This is a genomic window from Trinickia soli, assembly GCF_002879855.1.
GTDB classification, from domain to species: domain Bacteria; phylum Pseudomonadota; class Gammaproteobacteria; order Burkholderiales; family Burkholderiaceae; genus Trinickia; species Trinickia soli.
In genome coordinates this window covers 118195-135792 of record NZ_PNYB01000001.1, presented here as the reverse complement: position 1 = coordinate 135792, position 17598 = coordinate 118195, and the positions used below count along the sequence as shown (strand labels likewise).

The following is a 17598-nucleotide window of genomic DNA, read 5'->3' as shown; positions in this document are numbered from 1 at the left end:
CCTTGTGAACGCAAGGCGCCCGGCGCGCATCGGACGCTGCCTACCGGGCGAACAACTGCCCGATATCCTTGAACGCCTTGAACTCGAGCGCGTTGCCACACGGGTCCAGAAAAAACATCGTGGCCTGTTCGCCAACCTGCCCTTGAAAGCGCACGTACGGCTCGATCACGAACTGCACGCCGAAGGACTTGAGCCGCTCCGCCAGGGCCTCCCACTCGCTCCACCCCAGAACCACCCCGAAGTGCGGCACGGGCACATCGTGGCCGTCGACGGGATTCGTATGTGCGTGCTCTTGCGACGGTGTCTTCGGATGCTCGTGGATCACGAGTTGATGGCCGAAGAAATTGAAATCGACCCATTGCGCGCTCGAACGGCCTTCTTCAAGGCCGAAGATTCGCCCGTAGAAATCGCGTGCCGCGGCCAGATCGTAGACGGGGATCGCCAGGTGAAACGGGGAAAGGCTCATCTGCATACTCCTGATTGAAGGCTTGCCGGTCGCGGTTTGCGGGCGGCACATCGAGGTTACCGTGCGCCAATCGTAAGCGATTTCCGATTTCCAATGCGGCGAGGATCGCACCGTCGCGCAGGCGCCGCATCGAGTGCCGGCCGATACGCAGCCGGGCTTTTCTAATTAGAATGAGCAACCACCCTCACCCGCTGCCTATCGCCTAGCGCAATTTTGAGCGTCAAGATGCCAGAACAATTACAGACAGACCAACGGCGGGATACGTCCCGGCAATCGGCAACACCTGAAACGGACGACGGCATCTCCTCCAAGCGCGACGATAAGCCGCGCAAGCACTCGTTGGGGCCACTCCCTTATGTCGTAGCCGCAACGTTCTTCATGGAGTACCTCGATACGACGATCATTGCCACGGCGCTGCCGCAGATGGCGCATGCGTTCGCCATCAGCCCGAACGCCCTGAGTCTCGGCATGAGCGCGTATATGATCGCCCTCGCGATCTTCATTCCGGCGAGCGGTTGGGTGGCCGATCGGTTCGGCTCACGCAGCGTCTTTTTTTCGGCCATCGTTACCTTCACGATTGCATCGCTGCTGTGCGGTTTGTCGCAGAACGTCGTCGAATTCACGGCCGCACGCGTGCTGCAAGGAATCGGCGGCGCGTTGATGGTGCCCGTCGGCCGGTTGATCGTCGTGCGCAGCACCGACAAGCGCCAACTCATGCAGGCGATTTCAACGATTACATGGCCCGGCATCGTCGCGCCCGTCATCGGCCCGCCGCTCGGTGGCTTCATCACGACGTATGCTTCATGGCGCTGGATTTTCCTGTTGAATCTGCCCGTGTGTCTTGCCGTCCTTTGCGCCGTCGCGGCGTGGGTACCGAATCTGCGCGGCGCACAACGCAAACCGCTCGACCTCGTCGGGCTCGCGTTGAGCGGCCTCACGCTGACTGCCATCCTCTACGGGGCCGATATGGCGAGCCAGCCCGGTACCAACCCTGTCGTGGGCCTGTCCCTTGTCGCGGCCGGCATTGCCTTCGGTTTCATCGCATACCGGCACGCACGCGGGCACGATCATCCGCTGATCGACATCACGACGCTTAGGATTCCTACGTTCTCGGTGACGGTGATCACGGGATCGCTCACGCGTATCGGCATTGGTGCGGTCCCTTATCTGATGCCGCTGCTGTTTCAAATCGGCTTCGGATTGTCGGCCTTCGATTCGGGCTTGCTACTGCTCGCGAGCGCGATCGGAAACCTTGGAATGAAGGCGCTCACCACATCGATTTTGCGTCGCTACGGCTTCAAGTATGTCGCAATCATCGATTGCGCGATCTGTGGTGCATTCACGATCGCCTGCGGCTTTCTCACGCCGGCCGTGCCGCTCGCGTGGACGATCTTCGTCGTGCTGATCTATGGCATTACGCGCTCGATGCAGTTCTCGACGATGGCGACGCTCGCTTATGCCGATGTGCCGTCGCCTCAAATGAGCGCCGCCAATACGTTGTGGAACGCGGCCGCGCAAACGGGCACCGGCCTTGGCATCGCGTTCGGCGCGCTGGCACTGCGCGCCGCATCGGCCGTGCATGGCGAAAGCGCCGGCCATGCGTTTACGCTCGATGATTTTCGGCTCGCGTTTCTGAGCGCCGGAATGCTCACGCTTGTCTCGATCGCGGGATACGTGCGCTTGGCCGGTGATGCGGGGCATAGGCTGCGCACGGGGCACTAATGCGCGAGGCGCCGCATCGGTGATCGGTCATCGCGGCGGCAGCGTGCCGCCCGCCTTCGAAGCCCCCGCCGCACGCGCCGTCGCACCCCGCACTTCGAAATGAACGGCGTCGACACTCGCACCCTGCGCGTTCACGAGTTCGAGCAGATGCCGGCCAGGCCACGGCGGCCAGGGCAAGCGCTGCGCATGGCCCAGCGGTTTGCCGTCCAACCGCCAGACACTGCCCGTCGACGAGCCGCTCACTCGTTCGAAAACGATGCGTTGCCTCGCGGCAGGGATGTCGGGGTCCAGCGCAAACAACGTGCCGTCCGTCGGCGATCCAATGCGCGACGCACCACTTCGCGCGCCTCGCATCGCCCCCGGCAACGAAGCGTTTCCGGCGTCCGCGGCCAGCCCAACCGTCGTCAGTTCCGAGCCCTTCAAGAACCACTCATTGCGCGACGGCTCGACGTTACCGTCGAATGAAACGCGCGTCTTCACCACGCCCGCCGGCATCGCAGGCGGCAGACTCGACACATGCCGATGCAGATAACCGACCACGGCAGCCCAAATCGGCGACGCGCCCGTCACGCCCGATACGTCCCACATCGCGCTGCCGTCGGCATTGCCCACCCAAACGCCCACCGTATAGCGCGACGTGAAGCCGATGGTCCAGTTGTCGCGCATGTCCTTGCTCGTGCCTGTCTTTACCGCCGAAAAAAACCGCGTCGCCAGCGGACTGTCGAAACCGAACGTGCGCGTGCGCGCGTTGTTGTCCCACAGGACCGTCGTGATGATGTACGCGGCATCGGCGCTCAGGACGCGCCGTGACGCATTCTGAACGCGGACGTCGCGCGTTGTCTTCGCCTGCGGCAAATCATGCGTCGCGCTCGCGACCCCGCCATTGGCCAACGCCCGATACGCATTCGTCAACGACAACAACGTGATATCGGCACTGCCGAGCGCGAGCGAATAACCGTAGTAGTCGCCGCTTTCGGCAAGCGGCAATCCCAGCGCCTTCAACGTCATAGCGAAACGATGCGGCGTGACCATGACGAGCGTGCGCACGGCAGGGACGTTCAACGAAGACCCGAGCGCCGTGCGTACGCTGACCCAGCCTTTGAAATCCTTGTCGTAGTTTTGTGGAATGTAGAGGCCGCCGCCCGCGGCAAGATCGAGGGGCGCATCGTCAAGCAGCGATGCCGTCGTCAGCCGGTGTTCGTCGATCGCCTGCCCATAGAGAAACGGCTTCAGCGTCGAGCCTGCCTGACGCCTCGCCAGCACCGCATCGACCTCCCCCGCCTGGGAAAGGCTGCCCGAAGAGCCGACCCATGCAAGGACGTTGCCTGTCGCGTTGTCGAGCACGACGATCGCCCCGTCGTGAACATTGCGCGCGTGCGCGGGTGCGTTCAGTTCCACCAGCGTCCGCCTGAGCGTGGCTGTCGCAAAGCGCTGCAGTTTGGCATCGAGCGTCGTCACGATACGCATCCCGGCGGTCGGATGCACTTCGCCGGCGACACGCCGTGCAAAATGCGGCGCCAGCATTTCCGCCTCGGGAGCCACCGAAAGCACAGCCGGCGGCGGCCTTGCGAACGCAAGCTGCACGTAGCTCGCCAGATTGTCGCAGCGCCGCGGGGCTTTCAGGTCCCGCAGAATGCGGCACGCCCGCGCGCTGACGATCGGATAGGACGCGTTCGGCGAACGGATCAGCGCGGCCGCGACAGCAGCCTCGCGCTCGTCGAGTCCCGACGGCGCTTTGCCGAACAACGTCAACGACAACGCGGACAAGCCGACGGCCTCGCCACGAAACGGCACCAGATTCAAATACGCTTCGAGGATCTGATCCTTGCGCCACGATCTTTCGAGCCAAAGTGCGCTGACTGCCTGCCCCGCCTTCTGTGCAATCGATCGCTGCCCGGAATGCTGAGGATCGTCGCTTAGGAGTCCTGTCAATTGCATCGTGACCGTCGAGGCGCCGCGCGTGCGCGTGTTCCACAGGTTGGCCCATGCAGCCGCGGCCGCACCGCGCCAATCGACGCCACTGTGTTCGTAAAAGCGTTTGTCTTCCGACACCACGATCGCCTCGCGCAGTGCCGGCGAAACGTCCGCAAGCGAAACCCAATCGCCACGTCGCTCCTTCAAATCGACGCGCGTGCGTTGAAGCGGCTCGCCATCGCGCGCAAGCAGCAGCCAATCGGAGCTGCGCCACTGTGTGCGCACCTGGTCAAACGTCGGCAACGCCTGAACGCAGGGCGCCGCCAAGAGCATCAGCGCGCAAAAAGTGGCGCGCACGGAAGCCGCACGTAGTGTCGTTTGCATCGAAGCTCCCACTACTGCTTCGCCGCCGCCGGCATTTGAACGACGACGTTCGCATTCGGCAGCACGCCATAGGTCGAAGGCGCATACAGCGCTTCGACGCGCGTCGGCGGCACCCCGAACGTTCCGGCGTTATTGAGTCGAATCGTGTATTCGATCGACAACTTCCCCTTGGGCAGGTAATCGTAGTACGCGCGGTATCCCTCGAAACCGCGCTCGACAAAGGCAGGCCATACGCCGTCCTGCGGCTTCTCGCCGGTGGTCGCCGCCTCCGAGTCGCGCCCGAGGCCCGAGCCGAGAATCGTTGCGCCGGCCGGAACCGGGTCGTTGACGACGACCCACGTCATGTCCGATTGCGCATCGATATCCAAATGAACGCGCAGGATATCGCCTCGCGTGTAGATGCCTTTGACGGCCGGCTCGATCGGCGTCACAGTCTTCGTGATCCGATATCCGGCGGCAAACGGCGCTTTCAACGCCACCGCCGCCAGACTTTCGATCGTCGCCCACGGTTTGCCGGTGCCTTGCTGCGTCAGCGTCAATGGAACCGGCGCAGTGCGAGCGCTCGTCGGCCACGGCAGCAACTGACTGCGCGTATTGGCCGTTTTTGTCACGGCGGTCGCCGATGCAGCGGTCGTTGCAGCCGATGCACTTTGCGACCAATCGATCGTCTTCGACGTCTCGCCCAACTGAAGCTTCGTTTGCCCCGTTACGGGCGTGCTTTCGAACGCGCGCGAGAACGCTTGCACGGCCAACGAGCCCCACAGATTCGACGTCGTCGTAGACCATGCGCCGTTGTTTTGCAACGCGAGCAAGCCCGCGACCAAACGCGGCATTTCATCCTTCCACCCGGGCACATTGACGAATGTGAGCGCGGTTCGCGCGGCATTCGCTTCCGAGCCCGTCATGAGCCACCACAGGTCGTCGCTGTCGGCCGTCGAGAACGTCAAACGCGTGCCCTGATAGGTCAAACGCGAGCGAATGATCTGCTCCGCTTGCGCGAGCTTTTGCTCGCGTTGAGCGATATCCTTCACGCGCGTCAGAATCGCGTAATAGTCGAGCACGGCGGAAGTGGGCCATTGATTCGGTGCGATTTCGATTGAATCGAGCATCGTTGCGCGCGCATCGCCAAAGCGCGACAGCGCTTCGATCGCTTCGAGCTTGCGCAGATCGAGATCCTTGCGCGGCGCCCAGACGTTGCGCGCAATCTTTCCTTCGACAAAATTCGTCAAGCCCCCTTCCAGCTTGGCCCGTATGTCGTCAGGCAACGCAAAGCGCGGATCGAGCTTCGTGGCTTCGTCGGTCACAGCCAGGAGATAGGCGCTCAACGTCACGCTGCCGGTCTGCCCGCTGTCGTCGCCCGGCGGGAAGTAATTGGCAAGGCCATCGTGATCGAGGTAGACGGGCATCTTCGCGACGACCGCCTGCCATTGAGCCGCGTCGGCAAGCCCCAACGCACGCGAGCTCAGTTGTTCGAGACAGCCGTACGGATAGCGCTCGAACCAACGACGCACGCCGGGCAAACCGTCCGAAAGCCTCGGCTGCAACGAGACGGCGATGCCGCCACGCACCGCGCCGGCCTGGGTTATCGTGGCGCCTGCGGGCGCGGCCACAGGCAGCGTGAAGGTGCCGTCGACCTGAGTCAGCGTCGCCTGCTGGACTGTTACGGGAATGGCCGCCGTGACGCGCTGCGAAACCCGCAACTTGTCCCCCGCATGCGCACCGCCTTGTTCTTCGGCGGCGACGTTCCAGGTCAAGGCAGGGCTCGACGATTCCGAAAGCCCCTCGGGCGGCGTCACGGTCCAGGCCACTTCACGTGCGGAACCCGCTGCGACATCGACCGTCTGCGGCTGCAGCCCATCAGGCGAGTCGGGCTTGACGATAACCTTCATCGCGCGTGAGGTCGTATTGCGCACCGTGAATTGCGCGCGGAATCGATCGCCCTCGCGAACCAGCGGCGGCAGCCCCGAAATCAGTTGCAGATCCTGCGTACTGCGGACCGAGGTGCTGCCCGCGCCGAACATTTCATTGCCGACCGCGGCGATCGCAACGATCCGGAAGCTCGTGAGCGAATCGTTGAGCGGCACATCGATCGTCGCTTCGCCGTTCGCGTCCAACGTCACGCGAGGGTTCCATAGCAACAACGTGTCGAACAATTCGCGCGTCGCGCTATGGCCGCCGCCACCGCCCGCCGGCACGGCCTTACGGCCGAAGTGCCGGCGTCCGACGATTTCCATCTGCGCCGTCGCCGTCTCGACGCCGTACGCGCGCCGCTGCAGCATCGCATCGAGCAGATCCCAGCTATCGTTGGGCATCAGTTCGAGCAATGCTTCGTCGACAGCGGCGACGGCCACCTGCGTGCCGGCCGGTGCGGCCTTTCCGCCAGGCAACTGCACGCGCACTTTCACGTGGGCTTTGCCGCGCACCGTATAGGTCTTCGCATCGGGCGTGACGGTCACGGCGAGCTTATGCGCCGCAGTCCCGACTTTGATTTCGGCCAAGCCGTAACGGTAGGCCGGTTTCGACAGATCGACGAGCGGCGTGGGCGGCTCATATCGGCGGCCTTCGTACCAGAAGGCATGAACCCATTCGAGCGGCGCCTTCCAGCCCCAGGTGAAGAACGAGTACCAGGGCACCTCATGGATGCGACCGCGCAATGCCAACACGGACACATAAACATTCGGCCCCCAGCCCGCATCGACTTTCAATGAGATCGTCGGGTCTTTGCCGTCGAGCTTGACCACGTGCGTTTCGATGATTCCTTCGCGTTCCACGGCAACCAACGCGGTCGCGAAGCGAAACGGCATGCGCACCTGGAAGCGCGCCGTTTCGCCGGGCTCGTACGCGGTTTTTTCCGGCAAAACGTCGATACGGTCGGTATTCGTATCGCCAAACCATAGATCTTCTTCGCGTGTGACCCACACCGAGGTCGTCGCAGTCGACGCGCGGCCGTCGCCGTCCTTCGCCGTCACGACGAGATCGACATTGCCGGCTTGCTTGAGCCTCGCGTCGCAGGTCATAAGGCCGTGGTCGTCGCTCTTGCCGCTGCAAAGCGTGCCGAGATCCTTCGTTTCCGCACGGTTGTCATAGGCGTAAAACCCGCCCACCATCCGCTTACGCGTAGAAATCGTGATGCGCGCGACGCCACGCACTTCGAGCGGCACCCCCGCCCGCGGCTTGCCCTCCAAATCGACGGCGAGCGCTTTGACCGGTACCGTGTTGCCGACCGAGACCCATTGACCCGATTTCACGCCGGCCACGACAGCCGCCGGCCACAACGTCGCATTGCCGCTGATCGTCTGCACTTCGCCGTTCGGATCGGCGAACGTCGCTTCGAGCGTCAACGCTTTCGGCGCATCGACAGTCGGCAGGTTCTTCAGCGTGAACGCTCCCGATCCGTTGCGGTCGAGCGTGACCGGTTCCTTGTCGGCGATGAGCTTGGCGGAATCGTCGTCGGTTTGCTGCTGCGTTTGCGCTTCGTCGTCGGAAGGCGACGAGGCGGCATCCTGCTTCGGCTTCTCATAAGGGGTGAAGCTGAAGTCGGGATACGTATCCGCAAACGACGGCGAAGTCGATTTCATCAGCGCGGAGATTTGCACAGGCAGGCCCGCCGCGCCGCCGCCCGACGTGTAGTCGATCTGCAGCGTCAGCGGCGCTTGCGTGGCGGCGACGAGCGGGTGCGCTTTCTCGTCGCGCACGCCGATCGTGCCTTTGAAAACCGGCAAACGAAACGCTTCGACGCGGAAGCTGCCCGAGGCGTAGCTGTGTGCGGGCGAATCGTCCGCTTCGCCGCCGTTGCCCGCATCGCCCGTAGTGGCGTTCACATCGCCGTCGTCGAGCGCAACGTCGTACTCGCCGAGCTTGGCCGCTGTGGGAATGACGAAGGTCGAATCCGCCGTATGATCGGCGGCCCATGTCAGCGGGAAATGCCACGTTTGGCCGCTGCCCGCGTGGCGTATCGTCAAGCGCGTCGGATACGCTTTCGGGAACGCGAGGCCATGCATCGTCTCGGCGCGGATGAAATGCTTCATCGAGACCGTCTCGCCCGCACGCAGCAGCGTCCGATCAAACACCGTATGCGCTTGAACGGTCCGCTCGAGACTGGTATCGGTCGGAACGTTGAAGCGCCATGCTTCGATGCCGCGATTCCAATCGGAACGCACGAACGCCATGTCGTGCCCGGTCTTCGGGTCGTCAACGCGCGCGGAAACGAACAAGCCTTCGAAGCTGTCGTCTTTGCATTCGGCGCGCGGGGTCAGTCGTCCATCGATCGTCAACACACCGTGAACGTCGGTTTTCCCCGAAGCCAGCTCGGCGCCGTTGCAATCGCTGACATGGATGTCGGCGTTCGCCACGGGTTGCCCTTTATCGAGCGTCGTGACCCATACGACGCTGTTTTCGCGCCCCACTTTCAGATGAACGCCGAGATTCGTGACGAGCACGGCCGTGCGGACGTACATGGGCGCCTGCTTGCCCAGCAGTGACGCGCCGAGCGCCGGAGACGACAGTTCAATGACGTAAAAACCCGGCTTCGCCACCGGTACGCCGACGACCTCGAACGGCCGCAACGTCTTCGGATCGGCTTTCGGCAGCACAAGCGTTTCGACACCGGGGCTTCCGGCCAACAACGATAAAGAACGAATATCGATCGTGGGGTTCTTCGAATCGCCCGAATCACCGGTCGATTGAGGGTCGGGCGGCACGATGACGGGGTGGGGATTATGGTCGAGCAGGTGTGGCATCTGCTTGTCGATTTCGTCGCGCTTCATCGTGAAGCCGTCGAATCGATCGACGTTGCGCATCCAGCGACGGATATCGGTATCGGCATCGACACGCAGTTTCGTAAATTGCGCGTTGCCCGCATTGAGCCCGGCGATGTGCAGGTCGGCTTCGACGTTGCGCAGCGTCACGGGCACGAGTGCAGGCATGCCTGGCTCGGCGAAACGCTCGATGATGCCGAACGTGCCCGACGAAAATTTTGCAAGCGGCGGCAGGGGCGCCGTCGTCGTCTTCAGCGGAAACAGATCGGCATTCGACAGGGCACGGCCGCTGACATCTTTCAAATTCGACGGCAGCACGATCGTCAATTGCGCGCGCTCGGGCAACGGGGCGGCGAATTCGACTGCCTCCGTTTGCGGATCTTTATCGTCGTCGGAGAACTTTGGCGAGATATCGCCGTTCGGGCCTTTGATGCGGATCTTTTCCGCATCGGCGCGCGCAATAGGCGCATTGAACGTCAACCGCAACGGGCGCAACGGGGTGCAAGGCGCCTTGGCGTTTTCGCGTTCGCACGTGAAATTTGCGGCGAACGGATCGCGCACGGTGAAGTTGAAACGGCGCTCGACGTCATTGGCGATACCGCTCGGGCTCGCGACGCCTTTGCCATAGACGAGTTGCGCCTTGGTGCCGGACGGCAACGCCTGCTGACATTGCAACGTCAACACGCGTGCCGCTTGCTTCTGCATATCGAAGCGCTTGAGCAGTGCGGTGCGGGTTGCAGCGTCGACGTTTTTGACGGGAATGCGGTTACCCAACGCGCTCGATTCGCACCATATATGTTCGCGCACCGAGGCATCGGTAGCCTGGCCATTGAGGCGGACCACAAACGCCTGGTCTTCTTCGATTTGCCCCCCGGATGGCCGAATGCTTTGGACGAACGGCCCACCGGTAGAAAATGCGTAATGTTTCGGCCCCGTGAGGGCGGTCCCTGCGGACGATTTCAAACCGTCGTTCAAATCGACGCTACATGCGACGCCGGGCGGCAGATCGTCGGTGAAATCCCAGGCCCAGGTTTTATCGTCGATCCAACGCGATTGGCCGGCGCTTGCTTTTGGGTCATTGCATTTGATTGAAGCCGGCGCCGGCAAATCGGCGGCGCCGAAAGCGACCATCGACTCATCGAACCTGACGACGACCTGGCGCACCTTTGCGACCGTGCCTTGCGGCGAGACGCGTGTAATGCGCGCGGCATCCGCTTGCCAGGTCGTAGCCGACAGGATACCCAACGCCGCAACCGATGCGGCAATCCATTTGCATTGTTGTTTGAATATGCCGCGTCGCATGAAGCGCGCTCCCAGGTCTGTTGTTATCCAGAATTTGGAGCGATTCTAACTGAGTTACGTGACGATTCCATTCGGATCAAGCCACGCTTTGCGAACAGTAGGATTCGCTTTATTGCGGCGGACTCGCGGCACGCGGATTGCGCGGCTTCGGCCGGGCATCACCCGGCGTTTGCGCTCCCCTTTCAATGGATAGAAGGTCCGCTGCGAGTCCGTATTCATCCAATGAGGGAGGTCGCAAGATCGCCGGATATCGCATACCCGACGCACTCCCGCGCCAGCACTTCGGTTGGGTCGATCAGTGCAACGCTCACGCCGGTACGGCTCGTATAGATGCCTCCCGGAAGCAGCAGCGGCAATTCCGTGCATCCGAGCACGATCACCTCGACACCGGCCTCGATCAGCCCTTCTATCGCCGCATCGATGTCTTCCCGACACCGGCCGGCGGTGTACCCCGCCTTCACGCCACATTCGCCGTAGATCGCTTCCATCACGCGCGCTTGCAAATGCGCGGGCGGCACGACTTCACGCAAGCCATGTGCAGCGAGTGCGTCCCGATAGACGCCGCTTTCGATCGTGCCCGACGTGGCCAACAGCCCGATTTCGTGGAGCCCCGGATAGGCATCTCTCAGGTGACGGGCCGTCACCGTCAACATATTGACAATCGGTATGCCGAGACGTGGCTGAATGCGCTCGACGAACGCGTGCGCCGTATTACACGGAATGGCGATCAAATCGGCATCGCCCTGTTCGAGCTTCTTGCAGGTCGCATAGAGCGAAATCGTGGGGTCGGCCCCGTTGGCGATCAGATGCTCGGTACGGTCGGGGATTTGCGGATTCTGCTCGACCAGCAACTTGATGTGATCCTGATCGCGTGCCGCGGGCGTGTTGCGGACGACCTTTTGCAGAAAATCGACTGTCGCAGCGGGTCCCACGCCGCCGACGACGCCGACCTTGATCGCAGCGCGCCCTGCTGCGCCCGCCGCTTCGGCAGCGTAGTGCGCACAGGCCAGATTGGAATCGATGACCGGTACGCCCAGCGCGCTCAGTTGCTCGATAACGAGTGCAATCTCGGTCGCGCCCGACACGATCACGTCGACGCCCTGCTCGATCAAATCGTTGCAGGCCCGACGCAGCAATTCGACCGGGCGTCCCGCAAGGCTTCCGTTTCGGATGCCGTCAGCGCCGTAGACCGCCTCTGACACGCAATCGATGCCGTCGATTGCGCGAGCGTGAACGGCCTCGAACTGTGGTGCGGCAAAATACCGTTCGAACAGACCTTGCTCGCGCGTATACGCGCAAGCCAACAGCCCGATTCTCCTCGCGGCCGGAAACTGCTTCGCGACGCTCCGACGCACGCCTTCTACGAGATCCACGATCTCCACCCGCGAATTCGCCTTCAGTTCGTCGATGAACGTATGACTGAGAAAGCACGGGAGCACGACGGTCGTCACGCCGCGTTGTTCGAAATCCCGAATCAGATCGAAGATATACAGCTTGCGCTCGATGGTCGCGACGTCGATCGGACCGACGCCGCGCCAAGCATGCTGTTCGAAGATGACATCGAACGGATCGGCCTGCGCGGGCGTGGACGCCGCTTTCATCAGCTTGAACAACACATCGGCGCCTGCAAGCGGCCCGAGCCCGCCGACGACGCCGAATCGACGAGTGCGATCGCGTTTCATTTGGCTTGGACGGGCGTTTGATCGAATTCGGAAAGCTCGCTGCGCCGACGCGACGTTTCCCATTTGGCGACGACGGCCGTCGCGACGCTGTTGCCGACCACATTCGTCATCGTGCGTCCCATATCGAGGATCTGGTCGATGGCGAGCACCAATGCGACGCCCGCGGCCGGCAGATGAAACAAGGGTGCCACGGCCGCCACGACGACCACCGAACCGCGGGGCACGCTCGCCATCCCTTTGCTGCTCAGCATCAGCACGAGCAGCATGAAGATCTGCTGAGACAGCGGCATGTCGATGCCAAACGCCTGCGCAATGAAGATGGCCGCGAACGATTGGTACATCATCGAACCGTCCAGATTGAAAGCGTAACCAAGCGGCAGAGCGAACCCGACCACCCTTTTATCGACGCCGAATTTTTCCAATTGCTCCGCGAGGCGCGGATAGGCGGCCTCGCTGCTGGCCGTCGCAAAGGCGAGCATCGCGGGTTGGCGCACTTGTTTGAGCAGCGCGCCCACGCGCCGGCCCAGAAACAGATAACCGACACCGATCAACACCGCCCACAGCACGACCAAGCCCAGATAGAACGCGCCGATGAGCTTGCCGTAGGTGTAAAGCACGTCGAGGCCTCGCAGTGTCACGGCCGACGCGATGGCGCCGAAGACACCGAGCGGCGCTGCGCGCATCACGTAATCCGTCAGGCGCAACATGACCGGCACCATACCGTCGATCGCGCGCACCACGCTCGCGACTCGCGGGTCGCTCTTCAACGCGCCGAGCCCGAGGCCGAAGAACAGCGAAAACACGAGAATCTGCAGGATATCGTTGCGTGCCATTGCATCGAGCAGACTGGTCGGGAACGCATGCGTCACGACGTCTTTGACATTGAGCGCAGACGTGTTGAGGCCGGTGCCCGCCTCACCTGCCGACGCCACGAGATGCAGGCCGGCGCCGGGTTGCAGCGCATTGGCCAACACCAGCCCCAGCGCCAGCGACACGAGCGACGCGCAAATGAACCAGCCGAGCGTGCGCGTACCGATGCGCCCCACGTCGCGACCGCTTTCCATACCCGCGAGCCCGGAAACAAGCGTCACGAAAACGAGCGGCGCAATGATCATCTTGATCAGTCGCAGAAAAATATCCGTGACGATCGAGAAATAGCCGGCCGCGACTTTGGCGGCTGCGGCATCGGGCGCACCGGCGTGACACGCGTAGCCCGCGACGACACCGAGCACCATGCCGGCGGCAATGTAAAAGGTAAGGCGATTTTTCATGGTCATCCGTCCGTTGATTGCGCGCATGGTTTCACCCGGCGCAGCACACGCTAAAGGAGCGAGCGCCGTTGGCCGTACGCCGCTCATCATTCGGTACAGATGGTATTGGTCGCCAAAAATCGATTGATGCTGGTACTGCATCGGGCTATGCGGTTTTCGCATAAGCCGGGAAAACCCTCGGACTGCGCCGCCGGCCGTCCCGGCCGGCCCGCTCTGTCCGCTAGCCGCTTGTGCGCAGGTGCTGCCAAAGCGTGTCGAGAAACTCGCTGCGATTGGACACATCGCGATAGACGCGAAGCTCGACTTCCAGATTCCAACTGCCCGGGCCCGCAGGCACCAATGAGCCGTTGGCGAGTTCGTCTTTGATGGCGCTCTTGGGCAGCCACGCAACGCCTTCACCTTCGATGACCAGTTTTTTCAGCACCTCGGCCATGTCCGATTCGTAATGCAGTTGCAACGCCGCGGCCGTACCGGCGCGGCCCAGCAGTAGCGCGAGGCATCGGCCGAAGTAACTCGTTTCCGTGTATGAAATGAGCGGCAGCGGCTGCTTGGCCGTGCCCGGCAGACGATAGAGCGGCGCGGATCGCGCGTTGGGCTTGCTGGCGGGCATGAAGGTATCGATGCCCACGGTCAGATGCTCGTAGCGCACGGGGTCCAAATGCAGCGGCAGCTCGGGATGGTGGTAGGCGAACATCAACTCGCAATTGCCGTTGACGAGCATCAGGATCGAATCATGGACGTTGGTCGGGATCACGCGTGCGCGCACATCGCCGAAATGCGTGGCCAGCGTCTTCAACCACGACGGCAGGAAGTTGAGCGAAATCGTGTGGCCCGCCGCAATCTGCAGGCTCTTGCCGCCGATACGCTGTTCGGTACGAATCACCGCGCGCGTGTCGAACAGCTTCTGCAAGAGGTCTTCCGCCACTTCGCGGAACAGTCGGCCCGCCGGCGTCAGCACCGGCGGGAAGCTGCTGCGATCGATCAGCTCCGCGCCGACCCATTGCTCGAGCGATTGAATCCGTCTACTGAATCCAGACTGCGTGACATTACGGAACTCAGCCGCGCGCGAGAAGCTTTGATACTGCGCGAGCGCAATGAAATCTTCGATCCACTTGATTTCCATAATTGACGACGATGTCTCGCGAAGATGGACGATGCAGGGGCTTGGACCGCGGCATTTTACGCCCAGGCCGCTCCCCCGTAAGCAGGACGTAATCGACTGCATGGCTGACCGTCGATGTGCTCCACGTTTTTGCTCACGCTGAAACATGGATGTCATGCCGCGGCCTACACTGCGTTCGCATCTACATAGCCGAGGCACTCATGACGCAGACGTACCCTACCGATCCCCTGCAAGCCGTCACGCACGCGAACCCCTATCCTTACTACGCAGCGCTTCGAGAACATGTGCCGCTCGTGCGCGACGAAGCTTCGCAGCTGTGGATCGCTGCGCGAGCGCAGACGGTCGGCGTCGTGCTGGGCGATGAGCGATTGACCGTCCGTCCCGTCAGTGAGCCTGTCCCGCGTGCAATCGTAGGCGAACCCGCTGGCGATGTCTTTGCGCGGCTGGCCCGCATGAACGAAGGCGAGGATCATCGCATCGCGCGACAGGCGCTCGTCGCAGGCCTCGGTGCTGTCGATACGGAAGCCGTGTTTCGCACGTCGCGCGACCGGGCAGCCACGCTCATCGAACGCCGCGACGCGAACGTCGCCGCGTTGCTCGACACGTTGGCGTTCGCCCTGCCCGCGCATATCGTTGCCGAGCTCGTGGGGCTGCCCGCCGACGACAACCTCGAAGCGACGCTACGACAGTTCGTAGCCTGCCTGTCTCCGGCGTCAAGTGCCGAATCGCTGCGCGCGGCGCACGAGGCAGCCTTGCAATTGCAACATCGACTGCAGGCGCTTACGCAGCGTGCGGGCAATGCGTCCGCGTTGATCGACCGTATCGTGTCGGGCGGCCTTCCACGAAGCGACGCGCTACCGAACGCGCTCGTCTCGAACCTGCTCGGTCTGTTTTCACAAACCTTCGATGCAACGGCCGGCCTCATCGGCAACGGCGTCGTAACGCTCCTGCAGTATCCCGATGTCGCTGCAAGCATGCGCGCCGGGCATGGCAGCGTTCAAACCTTTGTCCACGAAGTGGCGCGGTTCGACCCGTCCGTCCACAATACGCGGCGCTTTGTGCGCGAAGCGGTTGAAATCGAAGGCGTGGCGCTGCAGCCCGGAGACGTCGTGCTTGTCTTGTTGGCCGCCGCAAGCCGCGATGAAGCGGTGTATGAGAACGCCGAGCGTTTCATCATGGATCGCGAGCACAGGCCGTTGCCAGGTTTCGGCGCGGGCCGCCATGCGTGCCCGGGCGAAACGCTGGCGAAGTCGATTGCGGCCGGCATCATTGCGGCACTGATCGCAAGCAGATACGATCGCGATCAGTGCGCGCTGAGCTGGACTTACCGCCCCTCGTTGAACGCCCGCATTCCGAAGTTCACCTTTTCCGAAAAGGCACAATCATGATCGCCGTCATTTTCGAAGTCGTGCCGAACGCGGGCCATCGCGAGGAGTATCTCGATATCGCCGCCAAACTCAAGCCGCTGCTGACGGACATTCCGGGTTTCATTTCGATCGAGCGCTTTCAAAGCTTGAGCGATCCGAACAAGTTACTGTCGCTTTCGTTTTGGGCCGATGAACAAGCCGTGGCGCAATGGCGCAATATCGAAGCGCATCGTCATGCGCAAGCGAAAGGCCGCGCGTCGGTATTCGCCGATTACCGGTTGCGCATTGCGGGCGTGGTACGCGATTACGGCATGAATGAACGGGATCAGGCGCCGGCCGATAGCCGGCACGTTCACGATCAATCCGGGCATTGATCGGCAGGTGTGCGATCGGCGAGCCGGGCGACGTGGAGGCACCGCTTGCGTACTCTGCAAGGCTGACGGCTGGCAGTTAGAATGCCAGTCGACCTTGGACTCACCGTCGGCCGTTTCTGACGGGTCGATGTCGTGACCGAGCGCCACCTTCTTTTCGAGGATAACGCGTGAACGATCTCTCCGCCTTTCCCATCACCGCCAAGTGGCCCGCGCGTCACGCCGACCGCATCCAGCTTTATTCGCTGCCCACGCCGAACGGCGTGAAAGTGTCGATCATGCTCGAGGAAACGGGGCTGCCGTACGAGCCTCACCTCGTGAGCTTCAACACGAACGATCAGATGTCGCCCGAGTTTTTGTCGTTGAATCCGAATAACAAAATCCCGGCGATCATCGATCCGAACGGGCCCGGCGGAAAACCGCTGGCGCTATTCGAATCGGGCGCGATCCTGATTTATCTGGCGGATAAAAGCGGCAAGTTCATCCCCGCCGACGAAGCCGGGCGTTACGAAACGATTCAATGGCTGATGTTTCAAATGGGCGGCATCGGCCCGATGTTCGGCCAAGTCGGCTTCTTCAACAAATTCGCGGGCAAGGATTACGAAGACAAGCGGCCGCGCGATCGTTACGTCGCCGAATCGCGGCGGCTGCTGAACGTATTGAACGACCGGCTGCGCGAGCGCCAATGGATCATGGGCGAGCATTACACGATCGCCGATATTGCCACCTTCCCTTGGATACGCAATCTGGTCGGCTTTTACGAAGCAGGCGACCTCGTCGGTTTCGACGATTTCCCGCACGTGAAGCGCGCACTCGATGTGTTTCTCGCACGGCCGGCCGTGGTCAAAGGACTCAACATTCCGAGCCGCGACTGACGGCAGCAGTACGTCCACTACGCTTGTCTCGTGCTTCGTTATCGATCGATGCAAGCAAGCGTAGCCAGACGATAACGGGCGCTTGCCCGCTCAGACTTCAGCGCTATTGCACTTGTGCCGCCTGCTGCCGCGCCGCGCGCTGTTCCTGCTCTTGCTTCTTCGCCATGTGACGGCCGACGAGGCACCCGCCGACTGCACCCACCACCGCGTGATGCCCCGCGTAGTGTCCCGCCACCGCGCCGACGGCCGCGCCTTTCAAACAGCCTTTGGCCTCTGCAGTACTTGCCGTTCCTACGGCCGCGAGCGCGAGCAGCGCAACGGACAGCAAACGCTTCTTACGATTTGATTTCATTGGGGCGCCTTC

Annotated in this window: 11 protein-coding genes; 4 read left to right on the top strand and 7 right to left on the bottom strand. The window is 62.4% G+C overall.

What is annotated here, in order from left to right; genetic code table 11:
- Positions 1-40 precede the first annotated feature (40 nt).
- On the bottom strand, positions 41-466 hold the full coding sequence (locus C0Z19_RS00605) for a VOC family protein (protein WP_102608143.1): 426 nt from the start codon (positions 464-466) through the stop codon (positions 41-43).
- A gap of 225 nt (positions 467-691) precedes the next feature.
- On the opposite strand from C0Z19_RS00605, the gene C0Z19_RS00600 reads away from it, so the two are divergent.
- Positions 692-2188 carry an MFS transporter gene (locus C0Z19_RS00600; protein ID WP_269844774.1) on the top strand — a complete coding sequence of 499 codons (1497 nt, stop codon included), beginning with the start codon at positions 692-694 and terminating at the stop codon, positions 2186-2188.
- Positions 2189-2215: 27 nt separating this feature from the next.
- On the opposite strand, the gene pbpC is transcribed toward C0Z19_RS00600, so the two are convergent.
- The 5 genes from pbpC to C0Z19_RS00575 form a co-directional block, all read right to left on the bottom strand.
- A complete protein-coding gene (pbpC, locus tag C0Z19_RS00595; RefSeq protein WP_102607854.1) occupies positions 2216-4486 on the bottom strand; it encodes a penicillin-binding protein 1C in 2271 nt (756 codons plus the stop codon).
- A gap of 11 nt (positions 4487-4497) precedes the next feature.
- A complete protein-coding gene (locus C0Z19_RS00590) occupies positions 4498-10545 on the bottom strand; it encodes an alpha-2-macroglobulin family protein (protein WP_102607853.1) in 6048 nt (2015 codons plus the stop codon).
- A 215-nt stretch (positions 10546-10760) separates the two neighbouring features.
- Positions 10761-12227: a cysteate racemase gene (gene cuyB / locus C0Z19_RS00585; RefSeq protein WP_102607852.1), complete on the bottom strand. Its 1467-nt coding sequence runs from the start codon at positions 12225-12227 to the stop codon at positions 10761-10763.
- Positions 12224-13498, bottom strand: a complete 1275-nt coding sequence (locus C0Z19_RS00580) for a dicarboxylate/amino acid:cation symporter (protein ID WP_102608142.1) — start codon at positions 13496-13498, stop codon at positions 12224-12226. Before C0Z19_RS00580 ends, cuyB begins: the two co-directional genes overlap by 4 nt.
- A gap of 220 nt (positions 13499-13718) precedes the next feature.
- The gene (locus C0Z19_RS00575) at positions 13719-14621 is read right to left on the bottom strand and encodes a LysR substrate-binding domain-containing protein (protein ID WP_102607851.1); all 903 of its coding nucleotides are present in this window, start codon (positions 14619-14621) and stop codon (positions 13719-13721) included.
- Positions 14622-14821: 200 nt separating this feature from the next.
- Between C0Z19_RS00575 and C0Z19_RS00570 the strand changes: the two genes are divergently transcribed.
- The 3 genes from C0Z19_RS00570 to C0Z19_RS00560 all read left to right on the top strand — a co-directional run bounded on the left by C0Z19_RS00570 (position 14822) and on the right by C0Z19_RS00560 (position 17234).
- On the top strand, positions 14822-16009 hold the full coding sequence (locus C0Z19_RS00570) for a cytochrome P450 (RefSeq protein WP_158242930.1): 1188 nt from the start codon (positions 14822-14824) through the stop codon (positions 16007-16009).
- Positions 16006-16362 (top strand): antibiotic biosynthesis monooxygenase family protein, encoded by a 357-nt coding sequence (locus C0Z19_RS00565; RefSeq protein ID WP_102607849.1) that lies wholly within the window; start codon positions 16006-16008, stop codon positions 16360-16362. The genes C0Z19_RS00570 and C0Z19_RS00565 overlap by 4 nt, the downstream gene beginning before the upstream one ends.
- Before the next feature lie 167 nt (positions 16363-16529).
- A complete protein-coding gene (locus C0Z19_RS00560) occupies positions 16530-17234 on the top strand; it encodes a glutathione S-transferase N-terminal domain-containing protein (protein ID WP_102607848.1) in 705 nt (234 codons plus the stop codon).
- Between the two features lie 103 nt (positions 17235-17337).
- Here C0Z19_RS00560 and C0Z19_RS00555 read toward each other — a convergent pair whose 3' ends face one another.
- Complete coding sequence (locus tag C0Z19_RS00555; protein ID WP_102607847.1) at positions 17338-17586, bottom strand: hypothetical protein; 249 nt, start codon at positions 17584-17586, stop codon at positions 17338-17340.
- Between the last annotated feature and the right edge of the window lie 12 nt (positions 17587-17598).

Bases quoted from the DNA above. Each gene is read 5' to 3' on its own strand.
- cuyB (WP_102607852.1), bottom strand. From the start codon at position 12,227: ATGAAACGCGATCGCACTCGTCGATTCGGCGTCGTCGGCGGGCTCGGG.
- C0Z19_RS00565 (WP_102607849.1), top strand. From the start codon at position 16,006: ATGATCGCCGTCATTTTCGAAGTCGTGCCGAACGCGGGCCATCGCGAG.
- C0Z19_RS00575 (WP_102607851.1), bottom strand. From the start codon at position 14,621: ATGGAAATCAAGTGGATCGAAGATTTCATTGCGCTCGCGCAGTATCAA.
- C0Z19_RS00580 (WP_102608142.1), bottom strand. From the start codon at position 13,498: ATGAAAAATCGCCTTACCTTTTACATTGCCGCCGGCATGGTGCTCGGT.
- C0Z19_RS00600 (WP_269844774.1), top strand. From the start codon at position 692: ATGCCAGAACAATTACAGACAGACCAACGGCGGGATACGTCCCGGCAA.
- pbpC (WP_102607854.1), bottom strand. From the start codon at position 4,486: ATGCAAACGACACTACGTGCGGCTTCCGTGCGCGCCACTTTTTGCGCG.
- C0Z19_RS00605 (WP_102608143.1), bottom strand. From the start codon at position 466: ATGAGCCTTTCCCCGTTTCACCTGGCGATCCCCGTCTACGATCTGGCC.
- C0Z19_RS00555 (WP_102607847.1), bottom strand. From the start codon at position 17,586: ATGAAATCAAATCGTAAGAAGCGTTTGCTGTCCGTTGCGCTGCTCGCG.
- C0Z19_RS00570 (WP_158242930.1), top strand. From the start codon at position 14,822: ATGACGCAGACGTACCCTACCGATCCCCTGCAAGCCGTCACGCACGCG.
- C0Z19_RS00590 (WP_102607853.1), bottom strand. From the start codon at position 10,545: ATGCGACGCGGCATATTCAAACAACAATGCAAATGGATTGCCGCATCG.